A 19,273-nucleotide genomic window follows, 5' to 3' on the forward strand; every position below is an offset into this window, starting at 1 on the left:
GCGCAAGAATAAAATGCAGAGCATTTTATTCTAATTGCTTACGCAATAAAGAAACAATATGACCATTCGGTCATGTTGTTTCTGCGCGGGTTCTTAGAATCATCTGGGCAAAAATGCCACATTGATACCGGAATAATCATTATCCACCTTAAGCTCGTCCAGAATCTGGGAGATCTGCCCCCGGTGATGGACCCCATGGACGGTGAGCTGCTGCAGCATGAAAGAGAGGGGGACCGACGGGGGATTCCCCCCATACCAGTTGAGCTTGATCGGGGCGCTGAGTTCCTTATCCGCAAGGGAACCTATAAAATTGACGGTCGCCCCGTCGGCGGACTCAAAAACAGGCCCCAGGCTTTTCCACTGGGCTTCGGAGAGTTTTCCCTTGGGAAGGGATACGGCCGGATAATCCAGGGCCGTTACCGCGGCGGAACCTTCCCCCAAAGCGTCCTTAAAAAGGGAATGGAAAAAGAGGGTTCCCCCCAGCAGGTGCAGGACAAGACCGGAAAGGCTCCCATAGTAACTCCCCCGTTCCTTTTCCCGTTCATCCGGGGACAGGCCGTCCAGGATGGTATACACCGTACGGTTCGCTTCCCTGGTATATTCCGCAAAAGTGACAAACCACGCTTTCATAGTTTCTCCCTAACTTAAAAAGAACCGGAGTATAAAGATCACAAATAATACCCAGGTTATCACCGAAACATCCTTAACCCGCCCGGTGGCGGTCTTGAGGATCACATAGGAGAGGACCCCGTAAACGATACCTTCGGCGATGCTGTAGCCAAAGGGCATCATCACAATGGCCAGGAACGCGGGGATCCCCTCGGTGGGATCGGTAAAATCAATGGAGGTAACCGCCTTCATCATAAGGAAACCCACCACGATCAGGGCCGGGGCGGTGGCCGCGCTGGGGATGAGGAGGAACAGGGGCGAGAGGAAGATGGCCAGGAAAAAGAGGATCCCCGTTACCAGGGCGGAAAAACCGGTTCTGCCCCCCGCGGCGACCCCGGCGGTACTTTCCACATAACTGGTGACCGTGGAGGTCCCCAAAGCCGCTCCGGCGACGGTCCCGATGGCGTCGGCGAGGAGGGCCTGCTTTACCCGAGGAATATCACCGTTTTTATCGATGAGCCCCGCCTGGGTGGTTACCCCCACCAGGGTCCCCACGGTATCAAAAATATCCACAAAAAGGAACGTAAAAAACACGGTGAAAAACTTAAAACTTAAAACCGCGGAAAAATCAAACTGGAAAAAGAGGGGGGCCTTGGGCAAAAAGTCATTGGCGGTCCAGCCCTGGCCGATATTGGTAACCCCCAGGGGAATACCGATAATGGTGGTGACGAGAATTCCAATGAGGATAGCGCCGGGAACTTTGAGGGCATACAGGACGATGATGAGGAGGAGCCCGAGGAGGGCGAGGAAGGGGCTTCGTCCCGACAGATCCCCCAGGCCGATAACGGTACCCGCATCGTTCACCACGATACCGGCATTGGCAAACCCGATAAGGGCGATAAAGAGGCCGATCCCGACGGCCACGGCTTTTTTTAAGTTTCCCGGAATGGCTTTGATAATCGCTTCCCGGACATTAAAAAGGGAAAGGATGATAAAGAGGATCCCCTCAAGGAAAACCGCCGTCAGGGCTATCTGCCAACTGTATCCCAGGCCGAATACCACCGTATAGGTGAAAAAGGCGTTAAGCCCCATGCCGGGCGCCAGGGCTACGGGGAGATTCGCCGCAAAAGCCATGACCACCGTGGCGATCCCCGATGCAATGGCGGTGGCGGCAAAAACCCCGTCCTTACTCATACCTTCAATCGAGCCGAGCATCCCGGGGTTGACCGCCAGGATATACGCCATGGTCAGAAAGGTGGTAAGCCCCGCCAGAATCTCCCGGCGAACCGTGGTCCCATGCTCCTGTAATCCAAAGAGCTTTTCCATAGTTTCCTCCGTAATATTGGGAATAAGATGCCATGATAATACTACGAAGGATAATTATAGACAATGCCGTTGAAATTGAAAAAAACAGCAGGGACCCAAAGCCGGTTTTACAATTTGACATTTTGAAACCGCTTCCCTATTCTTAAGATATATAGTATTATGGAATATCCTTAAAATTCACCGGAGTTTGGGGATCATGAACCGCTTTCAAATTTTGGAGGATGTAATGAAAAACGCCATTGATCTGAACGGGTTTATACAGATCGCCCTGGTGGTAAAGGATATTGAAAAGGCCGCCAAAGCCTGGGCGGAATTGTTTAATGTACCGGTACCGGAGATCCGTATCGACAAACCCACCCACAACCCCAACTTGACCTACCGGGGCAAGGAGGCTTTTTATGGCCTCAAATTCGCAGTCATTGACGTTAAAGAACGGGGTTTTATGATTGAACTCCATGAAGCCGGGGAAGGGGAAAGTACCTTCAAGGAATTTCTGGATAAACACGGCAACGGGGTACATCATCTGGGTTTCTGCGTTGGGGATCGGCGGGACGCCGTCATCGGGGAACTGGAGGAAAAGGGTTACCAGATGCGTACCATCGGATATTATCCGGGGAGCAGTTGGACCATTGTGGACAGCGAAGAAACCCTTGGGGTGAACCTGAATATTAAGCCGAAGCCCTAAGAAAGGACACAAAACGACATGCCCCCCGTAACACGGAGGCTTTTCCCAAGCTTTAGTTTTGAAAATGCTTCAAAATCAACCAAATTTTAGGATTAAATTGGGAGTTTATCATGATCATACAGAACCTGCACGATAACTGGCAGATGAAAAAAACCACGGAAACCGGCTACCTCCCCGCCCAGGTGCCGGGGTCGGTGTATAACGACCTCCTCCTCAATAAAAAGATGGAGGATCCCTATTGGCGGGACAACGAAGACCGGGCCCTGGCGATACTGGAAAACGATTTTGAATATGTAAATCGTTTTACCCCGTCCCCGGAACTCTCCGGAAGCTCCCGGGTGGTACTCCGCTGCGAGGGCCTGGATACCCTAGCGGACCTGTACCTGAATGGGGAAATCCTCGGGAAGGCGGATAATATGCACCGGACCTGGGAATACGAGGTCAAGGATCGGTTGAAACCGGGGGAAAACAGCCTGCGGATAGTGTTTCATTCCCCCACCCAATTTATCCGGGAGGCCTATCAAAAGACACGGACCGACGGTTCCTCGGACTGCATGGACGGCTTCCCCCTCCTCCGCAAGGCCCACTGTATGTTCGGCTGGGACTGGGGTCCCCGGCTGCCCGACGCGGGGATCTGGCGGGACATCCGCCTTCTGGGGATAGACACAGCCCGGCTGGAAAACGTGTTTATCCGGCAGGAGCACGAAAAGGACCGGGTGACCCTGTGGATTGCCCCGGGCATAGAGGGGGTCAAGGCCGGCGGCAGCGTGGGGCTCCTCAGCCCCGAAGAAATCGGGGCAACGGGTTTGAGTTATGAGGCGGTCCTCACCAGTCCTCGGGGAGAAACCGTGGTATACCAAAATTCCCCCCAAGCCCTCACCATAGACCACCCCGAGCTGTGGTGGCCCCATGGCATCGGAGCCCAGCCCCTGTATACGGTGAAGGTAACCCTCCGCCGGGGAGAGACGGTACTGGACACCTGGGAACGCCGGATAGGGCTGCGGACCCTGACCATGCATATCGAAAAGGACCAATATGGGGAGAGTTTTGCCCACGAGGTGAACGGAGTCCAGTTCTTCGCCATGGGGGCGGACTACATCCCCGAGGACAATATCTATAGCCGGATCACGCCGGAACGGACCCGGAAGCTCCTGGAGCAGTGTGCGGCCGCCAACTTTAACGCGATCCGGGTATGGGGGGGCGGCTATTACCCGGCGGATTACTTTTTCGACCTCTGCGACGAACTGGGGCTGGTGGTCTGGCAGGACTTTATGTTTGCCTGCGCGGTTTATGACCTCACCGGGGACTTTGACCGGAATATCCGGGCGGAACTGGCGGACAACATCAAGCGGATCCGCCACCACCCCTCCCTGGGCCTATGGTGCGGGAACAACGAGATGGAGATGTTCGTGGACCAGGGTATGTGGGTAAACACCCACCGGCAGAAGGCGGACTATATCAAGATGTACGAATACATCTTCCCCCAGGTGCTCAAGGAGCATGATCCGGTGACCTTCTACTGGCCGGCAAGCCCCTCCTCGGGGGGGAGTTTCGACGCCCCCAACGATCCCAACCGGGGGGATGTCCACTACTGGGAGGTATGGCACGGAAACAAACCCTTTTCGGATTACCGGAACTATTTTTTCCGGTACGCCTCGGAATTCGGCTTTCAATCCTTCCCCTTCCCCAAGACCGTGGAGACCTACACCCTGCCCGGGGACCGGAACATATTTTCCTATGTTATGGAAAAACACCAGCGGAACAACGCGGCCAACGGGAAGATCATGAACTATCTCTACCAGACCTTTTTGTATCCCACCGATTTTGAGGTACTGATCTACGCCACCCAGCTCCTGCAGGCGGAGGCGATCAAATACGGGGTAGAACATTTCCGCCGGAACCGGGGCCGGTGTATGGGGGCGATCTACTGGCAGCTCAACGACTGCTGGCCCGTGGCCTCCTGGGCCTCCCTGGACTATTACTTCCGCTGGAAACCCCTGCACTACTTTGCCCGGCGGTTTTTCGAGCCCGTGATGATCTCCTGCCAGGAGGAGGGGATCCTCACCCAGGATACCAACGTAAACACCCAGCGGAGGGATATCGAAAAGAGTTTCCGGCTCTCGGTGGCCAACGAGACCCGGGAAGAAAAAAAGCTCCGGGCCGCCTGGGAGATCCGGGACAAGACGGCGAAGATTCTAAAGGAAGGAACCGCGCCGGTAACCGTGGGCCCCCTCTCCTCGGTGTGGCTGGACAAGGTGGCGGTCCCCGAACTTGCCCTGTACGACGAATACCTGAGTTTTCACCTCTTCCAGGGGGAAAAGATCCTCTCCGAAGGAACGGTGATCTTCTCCCTGCCCAAACATTTCCATTACCTGGACCCCCATTTGAGTTACCGCATAGCGGGGGACCGGATTGTTGTTACCGCCGAGGCCTATGCCAAAAGCGTGGAAATCCTCAATGAAAACGAGGATCTGGTCCTTTCCGACAACTATTTTGACATGAATGCCGGGGAAAAGGCGGTGACCATCCTCAGCGGGAACCCCCAGGGGATTAGGCTGCGGAGCGTTTACGATATACGGTAAGAGCCGGGCAAATGGATCCGTGAGAAGGGAAGAGGGAATTTTCCCTTCTCACTCCGCTTTTTTAGCTTTTCCCCCTTTTTTTTACGTTTTTTTTAAAAAAACTGGATTTTTCGACCAAAGTGTGATATAATATATAGTGATGCTTTTTCAAAAACTTGGATTTTGAAAAGGCCCGTTTGAAACGATGAAAACAATGCCCGGCGGCTAAGCGACAGCCCGAGCCTCCGGAGCTTTATAGGGGTCTCTATAAAAGAGGGACCCCGGTACAGTGCACAGTCTTGCCAGATCAACACTGTTACCGGGGTTTAGCCTTACGCTAAAGTAATTTTAGTCCATTCGGGCAAATAATTACAAGCGTAAGTCCTCTTTTTAAAACCCCCGGCGTGTTACCGCGTCGGGGGACCCTCAGGATCTGATCCGGGGGTATATTTTTTAAGGAGGGCTTTATGTCAAAACGAAGCCTTTTTTTTGGAAGCATGGCGGCAATCATCACCGTCTTGCTGATGTTAGCAGGATGCAGTCAATCCGACGATCCGGTATCAGCGGCAGGTTCGGGCACATCGGGTGGTGGCGCCGGAACTATTACCCTCAAAGGCAGTTTAACCGCCTATGAGCTGGCAAACCAACTCAAAGCCTATGGCGAAGTAACCTTGGTCGGTGATTATAAAGAAGTAGTCGCCATTCACGATTATCAGGACGGACAAGTCGTTCCCACGGTTCTCCACATCCCCGATAACGCAACCCTGACAATCGGAAAGAATGTAACCCTGGTGTTTGACAATGACCGCCTTTCCATTGCCGAAAAGGGAACCCTTAAAGTAGCCGACGGCGGGATCCTGATATTGTATAATAACGATCTGAATGTCACCGGCTACCCAAGCTTCGCTGAGGTAACGACCGGTAATATTATCGGGGAACTCATCGTCGAGGATGGCGGAACGTTTTTTGATATGAACCCCAATGGGTCCACCTGGGGATCCGGCGCCCCTGACGAAGGGACCGGTAAAATCATCTTAAAAGCGGGTAGCAAGCTCTACTCCGGCGGGCGCGTCGGCGCTTACTATAATGTGCCCTTTACCGGTACGACCGGCTCTACGGGTACGACGGGTTATGGAAGCTATGATTTGACCACAGACTTCGCAAAACGGGCAAACCGGCTTGGTATCAACAGCGACGCGACGGTAGAGCTCTTAAACGGCGAGGTTATCGTAACAAAAGACAAACTTGAACTTAACGGCGATGCGTTGGTGTGGGGCCAATACCCCTATCCGTCGGGCAGTGGTACTCGTAACTTTGCGAATGGCGGCGGCACGCTCACCCTCCAGATTAACGAGGGTAAGACCGCTACCCTCCAGGACGGGGTGATTTTTTGGATGGGGGCCGGCGCGCCGATCCTCGGAGAAGGCAAGCTGGTTGTCGGTAAAACCGAAATTGTCGGCGGCGAGGGCGGCTGGTGGACGGTTCCCTCCGCCTCTACCGCTGGCTGGGCGAATACGATAATAACAGCGGTCAATGATAGGGTATCGAGCATTGAGTGGCAAAATACTGGTGATCCTGCTGCCTTTACCGGCAGGGCCGGAGCGACCATCACCCAAAAAATTGGGATCGGCAGCAGGCTTTTGCTCGGTGATAGTAGTTATCCCGCGGTTATAAACCTGGGCGGAACCGTTGAGGATAATACACCCATCGCAGGGGCGCAGCTCATCCTGGAGGGAGACCCCGCTTGGACTGCTTCCGCTACTATTGCGGGCTCGGTTATTTTAGCAAACGCCAACAGCCAAATACTGAGCGGCGCATCGGCGGGGGTTAGTCTTCCGAACGGGTTCACCACGGCATCAAAAATCGGCGGTAAAAACATCGCCAAGGTTTCCGGTTCTTCCCCCACCCCAAGTACAACGCTCATCCATACCGACACCCAGGGCGTAGGTGCGACCCCCGCATCGGGTAATTTCCTAGGCATAACGGTGGTGACCGCTGACGACGGTATAAGCTCCGGCAGTATTGAGAGTCTTATCATCGACAGCACCCTGTTAGTAGAATAACCGTATCTCGCGGTAATTATACGGGGGCCTTCCCTAGGGCAGGTCCCCGTATTCCCCGCTTTGCGGAGACCGCATGACGGCTTCGCCGGTTAAAAATGAGGTGAATCACCTTTTTCGGATGAATTTTTATCAAAAAAAGCGTACCTGGAACCACCTGCGTATCTGTTCGGGCGGCCCGTAGCTATTTTTCTTCAATTTTTGTATTTTTATGCGTTTATCCTGTCCCTGCCGATTCCGCACTTGAATATTTTGTCTTCCCGGATTAAAATTAAATAACCCTACCAATGAGGAAGTACTATGCCCGATAAAAACATGGTCATGATTGACGGAAATGCCGCGGCGGCCTATGTGGCCCATGCCCTGAGTGAGGTAATCGCAATTTATCCGATTACCCCCTCCAGTCCTATGGGGGAACTCTCCGATGAGTTTTCCGCCCAAGGCCGGAAAAACCTGTGGGGAACCATTCCCCAGGTTGTTGAAATGCAGTCTGAAGCGGGCGCCGCCGGCGCCGTACACGGAGCCCTAACCACCGGGGCCCTTTCTACTACCTTTACCGCCTCCCAGGGACTTCTCTTGATGATCCCTAATATGTACAAAATCGCCGGGGAGCTGACCTCTACGGTCTTCCACATCGCCGCCCGGGCCCTGGCCACCAGTTCCCTCTCCATTTTCGGCGATCACCAGGACGTGATGGCCTGCCGGCAGACCGGCTGGGCGCTTTTGTCCTCCAATAGTGTCCAGGAAGTGATGGATCTGGCGCTTATCTCCCACGCATCCACCCTGCGTTCCCGGATACCTTTCCTTCACTTCTTTGACGGTTTCAGGACCAGCCACGAGCAGCAGAAGATCGAAGAAGTCCCCTATGACGTGATGCGGCAACTGATCGACGATGACCTGGTCCGGGCCCACCGCCTGCGGGGGCTTACCCCGGAAAAACCCGCTATCCGGGGTACCGCCCAAAATCCCGACACCTATTTCCAGGGCCGGGAAGGGGTAAATAAGTATTACGATAAGGTCCCCGCCATTGTTCAGGCGGAGATGGACAAATACGCCAAACTCACCGGCCGGGCCTATCACCTGTTTGATTATTTCGGCGCCCCGGACGCGGAAAAGGTGATCATCATCATGGGTTCCGGCGCGGAAACCGGTGAAGAGACCGTGGAATACCTGGCCGCCAAGGGTGAAAAGGTCGGCATCCTCAAGGTCCGGCTCTTCCGGCCCTTTGACGCCTCCGCTTTTGTCAAGGCCCTCCCCGCTTCGGTTAAGGCCATCGCCGTCCTGGACCGGACCAAAGAGCCGGGCTCCCTGGGGGAACCCCTCTACGAAGATGTCCGTACCGCCATCGGCGAAGTCATGGCCGCGGGAAGCGCCCCCTTCAAGGGCTATCCCCTGGTTTTGGGGGGCCGTTACGGCCTGGGGTCCAAGGAATTCACCCCCGGCATGGTCAAGGCGGTCTTCGACAACCTCTCCGGCAAGAAGATACCTAACTTTGCGGTGGGCATCCAGGACGATGTTCAGGGGAAGAGCCTGGACTACGACGAACATTTTGTGATCCCCGAGGAGGGGATGAACGAAGCCATGTTCTATGGTCTCGGCTCCGACGGTACCGTGGGGGCCAACAAAAACTCCATCAAGATCATCGGCGATACGAAACCGGAGCTTTTCGCCCAGGCCTATTTCTCCTACGACTCCAAAAAGTCCGGGGGCTTTACCATCAGCCACCTGCGGTTCGGTAAAAAACCGATCCGCCGGCCCTACCTTATCACCAAGGCGGACTTCCTGGCCTGCCACAAATTCTCCTATATGGAGACCCTGGACATGCTGGCCAACGCCAAGGAAGGGGGTACCTTCCTCCTCAACAGCCCCTACGGCGCGGCGGAGGTCTGGAACGAAATCCCTCGGGAGGCCCAGCAGCGGATCATCGATAAAAAACTCAAATTCTTCGTGATCAACGCCGCGGAGATCGCCCGGAAAACCGGCATGGGGAACCGGATCAACACGGTCATGCAGGCCGCCTACTTCAAAATTTCCGGCGTATTGCCCGATGAGCAGGCCGTGGCGGAAATGAAGCACTTTATCGAAAAATCCTACGGCAAAAAAGGGGCCGACGTGGTACAGAAAAACTTCGCCACCGTGGACGCCTCCCTTTCCGCCGTGGAAGAGGTAAAATATCCCGCTGCCGCGGACGGCAAGCTCCGGATGAAAAAGCCCTTTGCCACCGCCACGGACCCCTGGATTCAGGAAACCCTGGGGGCGGTGTCTGTCCAGGAGGGGGACAAGCTCCCGGTGAGCAAGATCCCCGAAGACGGTACCTTCCCCACCGCCACCACCCAATACGAAAAACGGGCGGTGGCCGAGCGGGTGCCCTCCTGGAATCCCGAGGTGTGTATCCAATGCGGCAACTGCACGGCGGTTTGCTCCCACGCCTGTATCCGCATGAAAAACCTCACCGACGCCGAAGCCGCGGCGGCCCCCAAGGGCTTTAAGACCGCGGCAATCCGGCCGAAACCGGTGGAGGGCAAAAAGACCTGCCTTATCATCTCCGCCGAAGACTGTATGGAATGCGGGGTTTGTCTCAACATCTGTCCCATGTCCAAGGATCCCGCCAAGCCCCAGGCCCTCTCCTGGAAGTCCTATGCCGACGACCCGGTCTACCACGCCGAACAGGCCGCGGCTTGGGATTATTTCCTCAAGCTGCCCGAGGTTCCCGCGGAGGAGCTTAACCTTGCCTCGGTCAAGGGCTTGGCCTACAAACGGCCCCTCTTTGAGTTCTCCGGCGCCTGCGGCGGCTGCGGGGAAACCCCCTATGTGAAGATCCTCTCCCAGCTCTTCGGTGACCGGGCGGTGATCGCCAACGCCACGGGCTGTTCCTCGATTTACGGCGGGAACCTCCCCACCACCCCCTATGCCCAGCGGGCCGACGGCCGGGGACCGGTCTGGTCCAACAGCCTCTTTGAGGACGCCGCCGAGTTCGGCCTGGGGATGCGCCTTACCAGCGACAAGCTGGCGGAACATGCCCGGGAAGTGGCCCTCCAGGCCAAGGCCGGGGGGATCCAGCCGGCCCTCATCGACAAGCTCCTGGCCAATACCCAGGCCGACGACGCGGCCATTGAGGAACAGCGGAAGCTGGTGGATGAATTGAAAAAGGCCCTGGCCGGCGAAACCAAGCCCCTGGCGAAAAACCTCTGTTCCCTGGCGGACCACTTTATCAAACGTTCCGTGTGGATCCTGGGGGGTGACGGCTGGGGCTATGACATCGGCTACGGCGGGCTTGACCATGTACTGGCCGCGGGCCGGAACGTGAACGTCCTCTGTCTTGATACCGAGGTTTACTCCAACACCGGGGGTCAGATGTCCAAGGCGACCCCCGTGGGGGCCATCGCCAAGTTCGCCGCGGGGGGCAAGGATATCACCAAAAAAGACCTGGGCGCCATGGCCATGAGTTACGGCTATGTGTACGTGGCCAAGGTATCCATGGGGGCCAATACGAACCAGGTGATCAAGGCCTTCCGGGAAGCGGAGAGCTATGACGGTCCATCGATCATCCTGGCCTACTCCCACTGTATCAACCACGGTATCGACATGAGCCGGGGGATGGAGCAGCAGAAAGCGGCGGTTACTTCGGGCCTTTGGCCCCTGTACCGTTACGATCCCCGGCTTAAGGATCAGGGGAAAAATCCCTTCCAGCTTGACTCCAAAGAGGCGACCACCGCCCTGGAGGACTTTATGTACAAGGAAGTCCGGTTCAAGAGCCTTAAGGCCGCCTCACCGGAACGGGCCGAGTCCCTGCTGACCAAAGCCAAGGCCCAAGTCGACCGGGTATGGAAAGAATATAAGTATTTGGCCGACAGGCCCTTCTAAACGAACACGGGGCGGGCCGTAACGCCAAGATGCTTGCGGCCGCCTCCTATTTTGAGTTTATTATACCGCTATGAAAGGGGCGGTGTTTATAGTGGGGTAGGTAATGGCTGAGGACCTTTTAGATAAAGTATTTTCCTTTATTTCCGGGGATAATGAACCTGCGTCGGATAATAAAATTTTATTGCGGCAGGTACTGAGGGAGATAAACCAAAACAAATACGCAAAATTCTACCGGGCAAAGTCGGAAGAATATGAACCGGCCCTGGCGCAGTTCTTTTATGATATCTATAAAACCATTTATCCGGTCCGGGCCTTTATGCAGGACCCGGAAAAACTGGCCCGGCTGCGGTATATCGTCATTGAAGCCTTTATGGACAAAACAACCAAAGAAGCGGTGCGGCGCCTTGCTCCGGAGGCTATCGAAGCCCGGGCTAAAACAACGGCTCCCCGGGAACTTATCGTCCAGCTTAAAGAAGAACTTACTACCCTTTCCGATACCTTTGATGTGAACCGGATAAAAACGGCAAACCGGTGTTACAATCTTATACTGGCCTTTGTCCAGTTTGTGGAATTTGATTTTTTTATACTGCTGCGGAAATTCGACCTCAATTTAACGCCGGGTAATTTCAGTGTTCCCCCAAAATTCACCACCGTACAAGGGGAATTCCTGGTTCAGGATTTGGAGAATTTTCAGAAAATATCCCATGCCCTGGAGCCGTCGCCGGACTGGAAAAATGTCTTTACCATCTTTACTGCCTGCCAGATCCCCGCCGTTTCCCTGGACCAATGGAATATTTTGATCCAGAACCTCAAGGATGTCAAAAATTCCGGGATCATCGATCTGACCCTCCAATACGTAACCAAAAATCCCCTCTGGATGGTAAAACCCCTCATCCCCAATGAACCGGCGGTTGACGTTTGGCTTGCGGCAAAACGAAACGAGGTCCAGGATTATATTGCGAAGATTGTTAATGCCCAGCGGAACGCCCAAATAGAGGTCCTGGCAACCAACATTTTTGGAACCTCCGATATTACCCGGCTGCGGTATTATACCGATAAAAACGGCGAAATTTACCGTAAAAAAAATCTGGAGACCTTTACCCACGCCGCGGGGCTCAACTACCTGCTGGCCTTTATTACGGAATATATTGATAAGGAAATCCAGGAACTCTGCGACATCATCCTTATCCGGGGACAGTGGACCAGCAATCCTGCCTCCCGGGAAATGTCCGATGGCTTTCACAAGGTGACCGAACTGACCGAACATATCCTGGATTTGGATAATACCTTGTCGGAAAAGGGTGACAACGGAGCCCGGCTGAGGGGCGCCCTGCTCAGGGTAGACCGGGATAAAAGTCAGATCCGGTACATCAACAGCATCATCGGGAATATTAACGAAGAAGCCCAGGAACTTATCACTTCCGCCGCTCAGGCCCTTATCATCGTGGGAAAACACCTAAAAAACCTGACCGACGATTTTCAGAAGAGCCCCCATGAACTTATCATGAACTGGAAGGAATTGGGCTATGTCTCAAGGACGCCCATCGGGCAGCGGATTGCGGATGCCTATAAAAAAATTAACTATTTTATTCAACTGATGCAATTTTTTTCCGCTTCCCCCTAAAAATTGTCCTTGCGGTCTGGTTATAATCGTTTTTTTTTTTTATAATTAAAAAATGTATTTAACTAAAACCACTAATATACAGCGGATTGGTTTTATTTCAACCCGTTTTAAGGGTACCGATGGGGTTTCCCTGGAAACCGCCAAATGGCGGCAGGTATTGGAAAAAATGGGGTATGAGTGTTTTTTCTTTTCAGGGCTTTCCGATTGGCAGCAGGATAAATCCATGGTGGTGGATGAAGCTTTTTTCGGTCATCCGGAGATCCTGGAGCTCCAGAGTTATTGTTTCGGGACTACCGTCCGGGGGGAGTCCCTGACCGGGAAGATCCAGGCGGTTCGGTTCCGCTTAAAACAGGCCCTTTATGATTTTGTGGACACCTTTAAGCTGGACCTCCTGATCGCCGAAAACGCCCTGACCATCCCCATGCACATCCCCCTGGGACTGGCCATCACCGAATATGTCGCCGAAACCGGGATCCCCGTCATTGCCCATCACCATGATTTTTCCTGGGAGCGGCAGCGCTTTTCCGTTAATTGTGTGGAAGATTATCTTTCCATGGCCTTTCCCCCCAGGCTGCATACGATAAACCACGTAGTAATTAATTCCGAGGCCCGGCAAAAACTCTCCTTCCGCTGCGGGCTTTCTTCGATTATCATTCCCAATGTCTTTGACTTTGATACGGCTCCCCCTGCATTGGATGATTACGCCCGTACCCTGCGGCAGGATCTGGGGGTCGCCCCCGATGAAACCCTGCTGCTCCAGCCCACCCGGGTGGTGGCCCGGAAGGGGATCGAACACGCCATAGAACTCGCCGGCCGTTTGAAGGATAAAAAGGCCAAACTCCTTATCAGCCATCAGGAACGGGATGAGGGGTCCGATTATTTCCTGCGGACCATGGACTATGCCGCCCTCCTGGGGGTGGATGTGATTGTACGGCCGGATCTCATCGGCGCTGACCGGGGGGTTACCGAATTAGGGACAAAAAAATACAGCCTCTGGGACTGCTATCTGAATGCGGATTTTGTTACCTATCCTTCCTCCTACGAGGGTTTCGGCAATGCCTTTTTGGAGGCGATTTGGTTTAAAAAGCCGATTCTGGTAAACCGTTATTCGATCTTTCAGGAAGATATAGAACCCTTGGATTTTGACGTGGTGGTTATGGAAAATTATGTAACTCCGGAGATTATCGAAACCGTCAGGGCTATCCTTGACAATCCCGAAGCGGGGGTACTTATGGGGGCAAAAAATTTTGAGTTGGGCCGCCGGTTTTTTTCCTTTAGGCTTTTGGAGCAGCGGCTTCACCAGGTGATGATGAATTTTGGACAACTATAAAACGCGGCTGTTTCAAAATCCGCTGTTTTGAAACAGCCGCCGTATATCAGGGCCGGTCATGAAGAAACCAGGATTTTATGTTACCCTGCTGCTTTCTCTGTGTTTTTGCGCTTGTTTTGAATCCAAAACCGTCACCCTTTGGACAGACCGGCCCGAATTCGCCATTTACGCGGAATATTTTAACGCCGCCCAGGCTGAGTATAAGGTGGAAACCCGGTACTTTGAATCCCTCTCCCTGGAACTTGCCAATTCCGAGACATCCCCGGACATTGCCGCCGGTAACTGGCTAAAAAATACCTCTACCCGGGTGCTGTTCAGCCCCGTGGATGACCTTTTAAAACCAGACGGGGAAAAGATGAAAAATTCTTTTTATCCCCACCTCCTGGCCTTGGGCAATATTGAGGGGAAACAATACCTGCTGCCGGTTTCATTCAACATTCCCGCCTTGGTATTTGCCCGGAATAACAGTTATCTGCTCCCCAATTCCTTTACGGTGGCTTTAGATGAAATTAAGGAACTGGGAAAAGCTTACAATACCGAAACTAACGGCATCTATTCCCGAATGGGCTTTTCCCCTTCCTGGAGCGATGATTTTCTTTTTATGACGGCAACCCTTTTTAACACTTCCTTTAGGGAGGCCGCCCCCCTGGCATGGGACCCGGAAGCCCTTGAACGGGCTATGGTGTATGTCAGGGATTGGATCGAGGATGCCAACCGGGGGCTCCGGGCGGAGGATGATTTTGTTTTTAAATATTTTTACGATCCCCCCTCTAACCTTGCCCTGTCGGGGCGGATCCTCTTTACCTATATGAACAGCGCGGATCTTTTTACCCTTACCCAGGAAAAGCAGGCCAACCTTGATTTCCGTTGGATCGCGGAAAAAGACATTATCCCCCTGTCGGAGGAAGCGGTTTATATGGGGATCTGTAAAAAGGGTGCGGCTAAAAAAGCGGCGAAGGTTTTTACCCGATGGTTTTTTCAGGAGGATACCCAGCGCCACCTCCTGGAGTTCAGCCAGGACAAATGGTTAACCGAAACCTTCTTTGGCATTGGAAACGGCTTTTCCGCGTTACGGACCGTAACGGAATACATCTTCCCCCAGTTTTATCCAAATCTCCTGGGACACATGCCGCCGGAGGATTTTCTTTCCCCTCCCAACATACTCCCCCGGAATTGGACGGCCATCAAAGAACGGGTTATCCTCCCCTACCTCCACGACCGGATCCGGAACGATAACCGGAATGATATCCGTTCCCTGGAACGCCGCCTGAGCGAATGGGTCCGGCTTAACCGGGATCTGTAAACACCAATATACCTAATGCTTTTTTTTCTTCTTCCGATATTGTAAGTAAGGATGTTTAACCGATAGTACATAAGCCTGTTTCAAAAACATGGCCGGTTTTGGAAAAGCGGTTAAGCCCTATCACCCTTAATCCGGAGGGAAAAAGATGGTTCGGGGAATTATGTCATCGGGAGTTCCCACAATAGGATACGCCCTCAGTGTATCCCGGGGGGGAAGAATGTCCCTGCCCGTGTCCCCGGGTAGTTATATTTATTCCCACTTTAAACACGTCTCCGGAACCCCTGCCCCCGAGGGAACCCATGGGGTTACCATCAACAAGTTGAAGCTCCTGGATGTCCTTATCGAACAACTGAACCAGATAAAAAAAAGACCGGAACCGGCGGCGGATTTTTCCCTGTCAGACAAACAAATTGATGCCATGATCGAGCAATATGAAAACCAAATACGGCAGGCCCGGGCGGCAAGCAGCGTTATGCCCTATGCCCCTGCTCCAACGGCCCCCGCCGGGGCGGTTTTTAATCTGGTCGCGTAAATCCCCCGGATCCCCAAAAATTTTCCCTGGCGCCGGGAAAAAAAGCAACGGCTTTGCCCGGGAAGTTCCATACCATCATTGACCATTTTCTCTTTAAATGGTATGCTCTAAATCTATCGGCGCCGGACTTTCCCGCCGCATGATGTTATTTATTGGAAAGAGGTATAAAATTCTATGGTTTCCCAGGGGAAAAAAAGAGCGGAGCCGGTGGAAAAGTCCGCTCAGAGTGAATTTATCCGCCGGTTTAAATCAAATCCATTTGTTTTTGTCGGGACCATCGTGATTTTGATAATCGTTATTGTGGCCTTTGTGCTGGTCCCCGCCATGGTTCCGAATGAAGGGGCAAATATTGATTTAACCTTTGGTTACTATGATAAAATTCCCATTACCTATGTCCGGGGGAATTATTTAGCCCAGGTACAGTCCTCTTATGCCCAATATATGCAGCGTTCTATGAACGAAAGTAATGCCCTTTCCATATCATCCCAGGTTTGGCGTTCCGCCTTTGAGGAGACGGTAATCCACATCGGTATGTTACAGGAAATGAAAAAGGCCGGGTTTGTTATTCCCCCGGAGCTGGTGGATAAGGAAGTCCGGGCCCTGCCTCAATTTCAAGAAAACGGCCGGTTTTCCTTAACCAAATACCGGCAATTAGATAAAGCCACCCAGTTGTCCCTGTGGAAGGATGTACAGGATTCGCTTATTGCCCAACGATATTTGTCCGATGTATCCGATCTGCGGCAGTCCTCCAAAGAAGCCGCTTTTATCGGCGCCATGGCTTCCAAAGAACGGACCTTTGCCATGGCGGCCTTTCCCTTAAGTTCCTATCCGGTGGAAGAAATTACCGCCTTTGCCAATAATAACCAGGAACTATTCAAAACCGTCCACCTTTCAAAGATAACCATTAATTCCAATGAACGGGAAATTCAGCAGATCCTTACATCGGTCGAGGAGGGAGGTCAGCTTTTTGAGGAAGCCGCCCGGACCCACTCTCAGGATAATTTCGCCGAAAGCGGCGGGGATACCGGTGTTAAAATGGCCTACGAGCTGACCGAGGAAATTCCGGATGAAACCGAGCGGGAGACGGTCCTGAACCTCGCCAGGGGGGACATCAGTCCCGTGGTAAAGGTTCCTTCAGGATGGGCCTTTTACCGGGCGGAGGAAACGCCCCAGCCGGCGGATTTGAATGACCAGGATACGGTGGAAAAGATCCGTACCTATCTAACCGGATTCAGACGGGGTATTATGGATGACTGGCTGATAGAAAAGGCGGAACAGTTTATCGCCCGGGCGGAAGATCAGGGATTCGACACCGCGGCGGGTGAATTGGGTTTGGTAAAACAGAACTTCGGACCAATAGCCCTCAATTACGGTAATTTTACCCTGTTTAAAGCCCTGTCAAGTGATACGGCGCCTGAGCTTGCGTCGGCGGTGTCCAATGAAAATTTCTGGCGCATCGCCTTCTCCACCTCCCTGCAAAGTCCCTCCGCTCCCTTTATATTGGGGGATAACGCCTTGGTTTTGTTTCCTCTGGAGGAAAATACCCTGGAAAAAGAGAATATTGACAGTATCGCCTCCTCCTATTCTTCTTATTGGCTCGATAACAACACCGATCAAAGTATTCGGAACCGTTTTGTGCGGAGCGAAAAACTGGAAGATAACTTTTGGATAACCTATTTTAGATACCTACAGCCCTCTATTTAGCCCATGACTGGCGGGCTGCCCCGGTTTCCGGAAGGACCGGGGGGAGGATCTTTTTTTTATAAGGGGAAAACCCTTCTTTCCCGGAAAAATTCCCAAGGTCAGGCGGAGCGGCTGGCCGCTCTTTTTCCCAAATCCCCCCGGACCCTCTATTTTTGCCCCTCCCCGTTATACGGGTACGGTCTTGCCCTGTTGCTTCAATCCCTGGACACGGATTCGGCGGTTCTTTGTGTGGAAGCGGATGAACAGCTCCTGGACCTGTCCCGGGCCGCCATGGAAGGGCTCCTGCGGGAAAATCCAAACCTGCGTCTGGTATCCGCCGGGGATGAAGGGGAGCTTTGCGCCTATGTGCGGCAAACCTGGGGGGCCCGGCGCTTCCGCCGGGTAGAAACCCTCCGGCTTACCGGGGGATGGCAGCTTGCTCCCAAAATCTACGATTCCTTGGCAAACTCCCTCCGGCGAAACATACACATTGATTGGGGCAACGCCATGACCCTGGTAAAACTGGGCCGGCGTTATACCCAAAATGCCCTGCGGAACCTCGCCCTGATTCCAAAAACTTATGACCTTTCGGCCCTTTCCTTTGGCAACAGCCCGGTCCTGGTATTGGGGGCCGGTCCTTCCCTGGACGGGCTCCTGGAAGGTCTTTTCCGTTTTTTTGGAAAGGACCTCGGCGATCCCCCAAAAAGGCCCTTCAGGATCATCTGTGTGGATACCTGCCTCCCCCCCCTTAAAACCCGGAATATTAAGCCGGATCTGGCGGTTGTCCTGGAGAGCCAGCATTGGAACCTTCGGGATTTTATCGGTTCCGGCGGCTGGCAGGTACCGGCGGCCATGGACCTCTCCGCCCTTCCCGCCACCGGGAAGATCCTGGGGGGACCGGTCTTTCTTTTTGTAACCCCCTGGACCGAACTCTCCCTGTTTAAGCGGCTCCGCACGGCGGGCCTTCTTCCCGGGACCGTGACGCCCCTGGGTTCCGTGGGGCTTACCGCGGCGGCCCTTGCCCGGCGGCTTTCTTCGGGTCCCATAATTACCGGCGGCCTGGATTTTTCCTTTACCCTGGACGCTTACCATGCCCGGGGCACCCCGGGGCATCTGGACCGCCTGTTCCGGCTGGATCGTTTTCACGGCCTTATCAACGCCGGGGGGGCCTTCCGCCGGGGGGTCTTTAAAAAAACGGCAAAATCGGGGATAACGGTTCGAAGCGATCCGGCTATGGCCTCTTATCGGGACCTTTTTGAACAGGAATTTGCCGGGGAAGAACGGATCCGCGACCTTATGGGGACGGGGCTTCCCCTGGGAACCCTTCCCCTCTCCTTGGAAAAAGCCCGGGATCTCCTGGGAGCAGGCCCAAACCCGGTCTGCCCTCTTCCCGCTGCCCCGGAGGTGGATGGCCGGAAAAAGGCGGTGGAAGCCTTTATCCGGGAGGAACGGGAGGCCCTTTTCGAGCTCCGGAAGATCCTCACCGGGGAAACCACGGTCCCCCGGAAACTCCTGGAAGAACTTCTGGACCGGGAAGACTACCTTTGGGCCCACTTTCCCGATTGCGCCGGGACCGGGGGCAGACGGCCCCCTGCGGGGGATATCTCCTTTCTTAAGCGGGTCAGGACAGAGATCGACCCCTTTATCAGGCTTTTGGACCGGGTTTTAGGGGAACTGGTAACCTGGTAAATGTTAC

The 19,273-nt window shown here is 53.8% G+C and carries 12 protein-coding genes; 10 read left to right on the forward strand and 2 right to left on the reverse strand.

The window, feature by feature from the left end; all coding sequences use genetic code 11:
* Positions 1-99 precede the first annotated feature (99 nt).
* Both LQZ21_RS11550 and LQZ21_RS11555 read right to left on the reverse strand, forming a co-directional pair.
* A complete protein-coding gene (locus tag LQZ21_RS11550; RefSeq protein WP_411044549.1) occupies positions 100-630 on the reverse strand; it encodes a DinB family protein in 531 nt (176 codons plus the stop codon).
* A 9-nt stretch (positions 631-639) separates the two neighbouring features.
* A complete protein-coding gene (locus tag LQZ21_RS11555; RefSeq protein ID WP_411044551.1) occupies positions 640-1,935 on the reverse strand; it encodes an NCS2 family permease in 1,296 nt (431 codons plus the stop codon).
* A gap of 226 nt (positions 1,936-2,161) precedes the next feature.
* Here LQZ21_RS11555 and LQZ21_RS11560 point away from each other — a divergent pair, with 226 nt between their 5' ends.
* The 10 genes from LQZ21_RS11560 (at position 2,162) to LQZ21_RS11605 (ending at position 19,266) form a co-directional block, all read left to right on the forward strand.
* Positions 2,162-2,620 carry a VOC family protein gene (locus LQZ21_RS11560; protein WP_411044553.1) on the forward strand — a complete coding sequence of 153 codons (459 nt, stop codon included), beginning with the start codon at positions 2,162-2,164 and terminating at the stop codon, positions 2,618-2,620.
* A gap of 110 nt (positions 2,621-2,730) precedes the next feature.
* Positions 2,731-5,202 (forward strand): beta-mannosidase, encoded by a 2,472-nt coding sequence (locus LQZ21_RS11565; protein WP_411044554.1) that lies wholly within the window; start codon positions 2,731-2,733, stop codon positions 5,200-5,202.
* A 446-nt stretch (positions 5,203-5,648) separates the two neighbouring features.
* The gene (locus LQZ21_RS11570) at positions 5,649-7,244 is read left to right on the forward strand and encodes a hypothetical protein (protein WP_411044556.1); all 1,596 of its coding nucleotides are present in this window, start codon (positions 5,649-5,651) and stop codon (positions 7,242-7,244) included.
* A 297-nt stretch (positions 7,245-7,541) separates the two neighbouring features.
* On the forward strand, positions 7,542-11,105 hold the full coding sequence (gene nifJ, locus LQZ21_RS11575; protein WP_411044558.1) for a pyruvate:ferredoxin (flavodoxin) oxidoreductase: 3,564 nt from the start codon (positions 7,542-7,544) through the stop codon (positions 11,103-11,105).
* A 103-nt stretch (positions 11,106-11,208) separates the two neighbouring features.
* Complete coding sequence (locus LQZ21_RS11580; RefSeq protein WP_411044559.1) at positions 11,209-12,729, forward strand: DUF5312 family protein; 1,521 nt, start codon at positions 11,209-11,211, stop codon at positions 12,727-12,729.
* A gap of 52 nt (positions 12,730-12,781) precedes the next feature.
* Positions 12,782-14,059 carry a glycosyltransferase gene (locus LQZ21_RS11585; protein ID WP_411044561.1) on the forward strand — a complete coding sequence of 426 codons (1,278 nt, stop codon included), beginning with the start codon at positions 12,782-12,784 and terminating at the stop codon, positions 14,057-14,059.
* Positions 14,060-14,117: 58 nt separating this feature from the next.
* A complete protein-coding gene (locus tag LQZ21_RS11590; RefSeq protein ID WP_411044563.1) occupies positions 14,118-15,362 on the forward strand; it encodes an ABC transporter substrate-binding protein in 1,245 nt (414 codons plus the stop codon).
* A gap of 145 nt (positions 15,363-15,507) precedes the next feature.
* Positions 15,508-15,894 carry a hypothetical protein gene (locus LQZ21_RS11595; protein ID WP_411044565.1) on the forward strand — a complete coding sequence of 129 codons (387 nt, stop codon included), beginning with the start codon at positions 15,508-15,510 and terminating at the stop codon, positions 15,892-15,894.
* Between the two features lie 207 nt (positions 15,895-16,101).
* Positions 16,102-17,598, forward strand: a complete 1,497-nt coding sequence (locus tag LQZ21_RS11600) for a SurA N-terminal domain-containing protein (protein ID WP_411044567.1) — start codon at positions 16,102-16,104, stop codon at positions 17,596-17,598.
* 3 nt (positions 17,599-17,601) lie between these two features.
* Positions 17,602-19,266, forward strand: a complete 1,665-nt coding sequence (locus tag LQZ21_RS11605; protein WP_411044568.1) for a 6-hydroxymethylpterin diphosphokinase MptE-like protein — start codon at positions 17,602-17,604, stop codon at positions 19,264-19,266.
* Positions 19,267-19,273: the final 7 nt, after the last annotated feature.

Origin of the sequence: Treponema sp. TIM-1, from assembly GCF_046533115.1 — a bacterium.
GTDB lineage: Bacteria > Spirochaetota > Spirochaetia > Treponematales > Breznakiellaceae > JAIRMO01.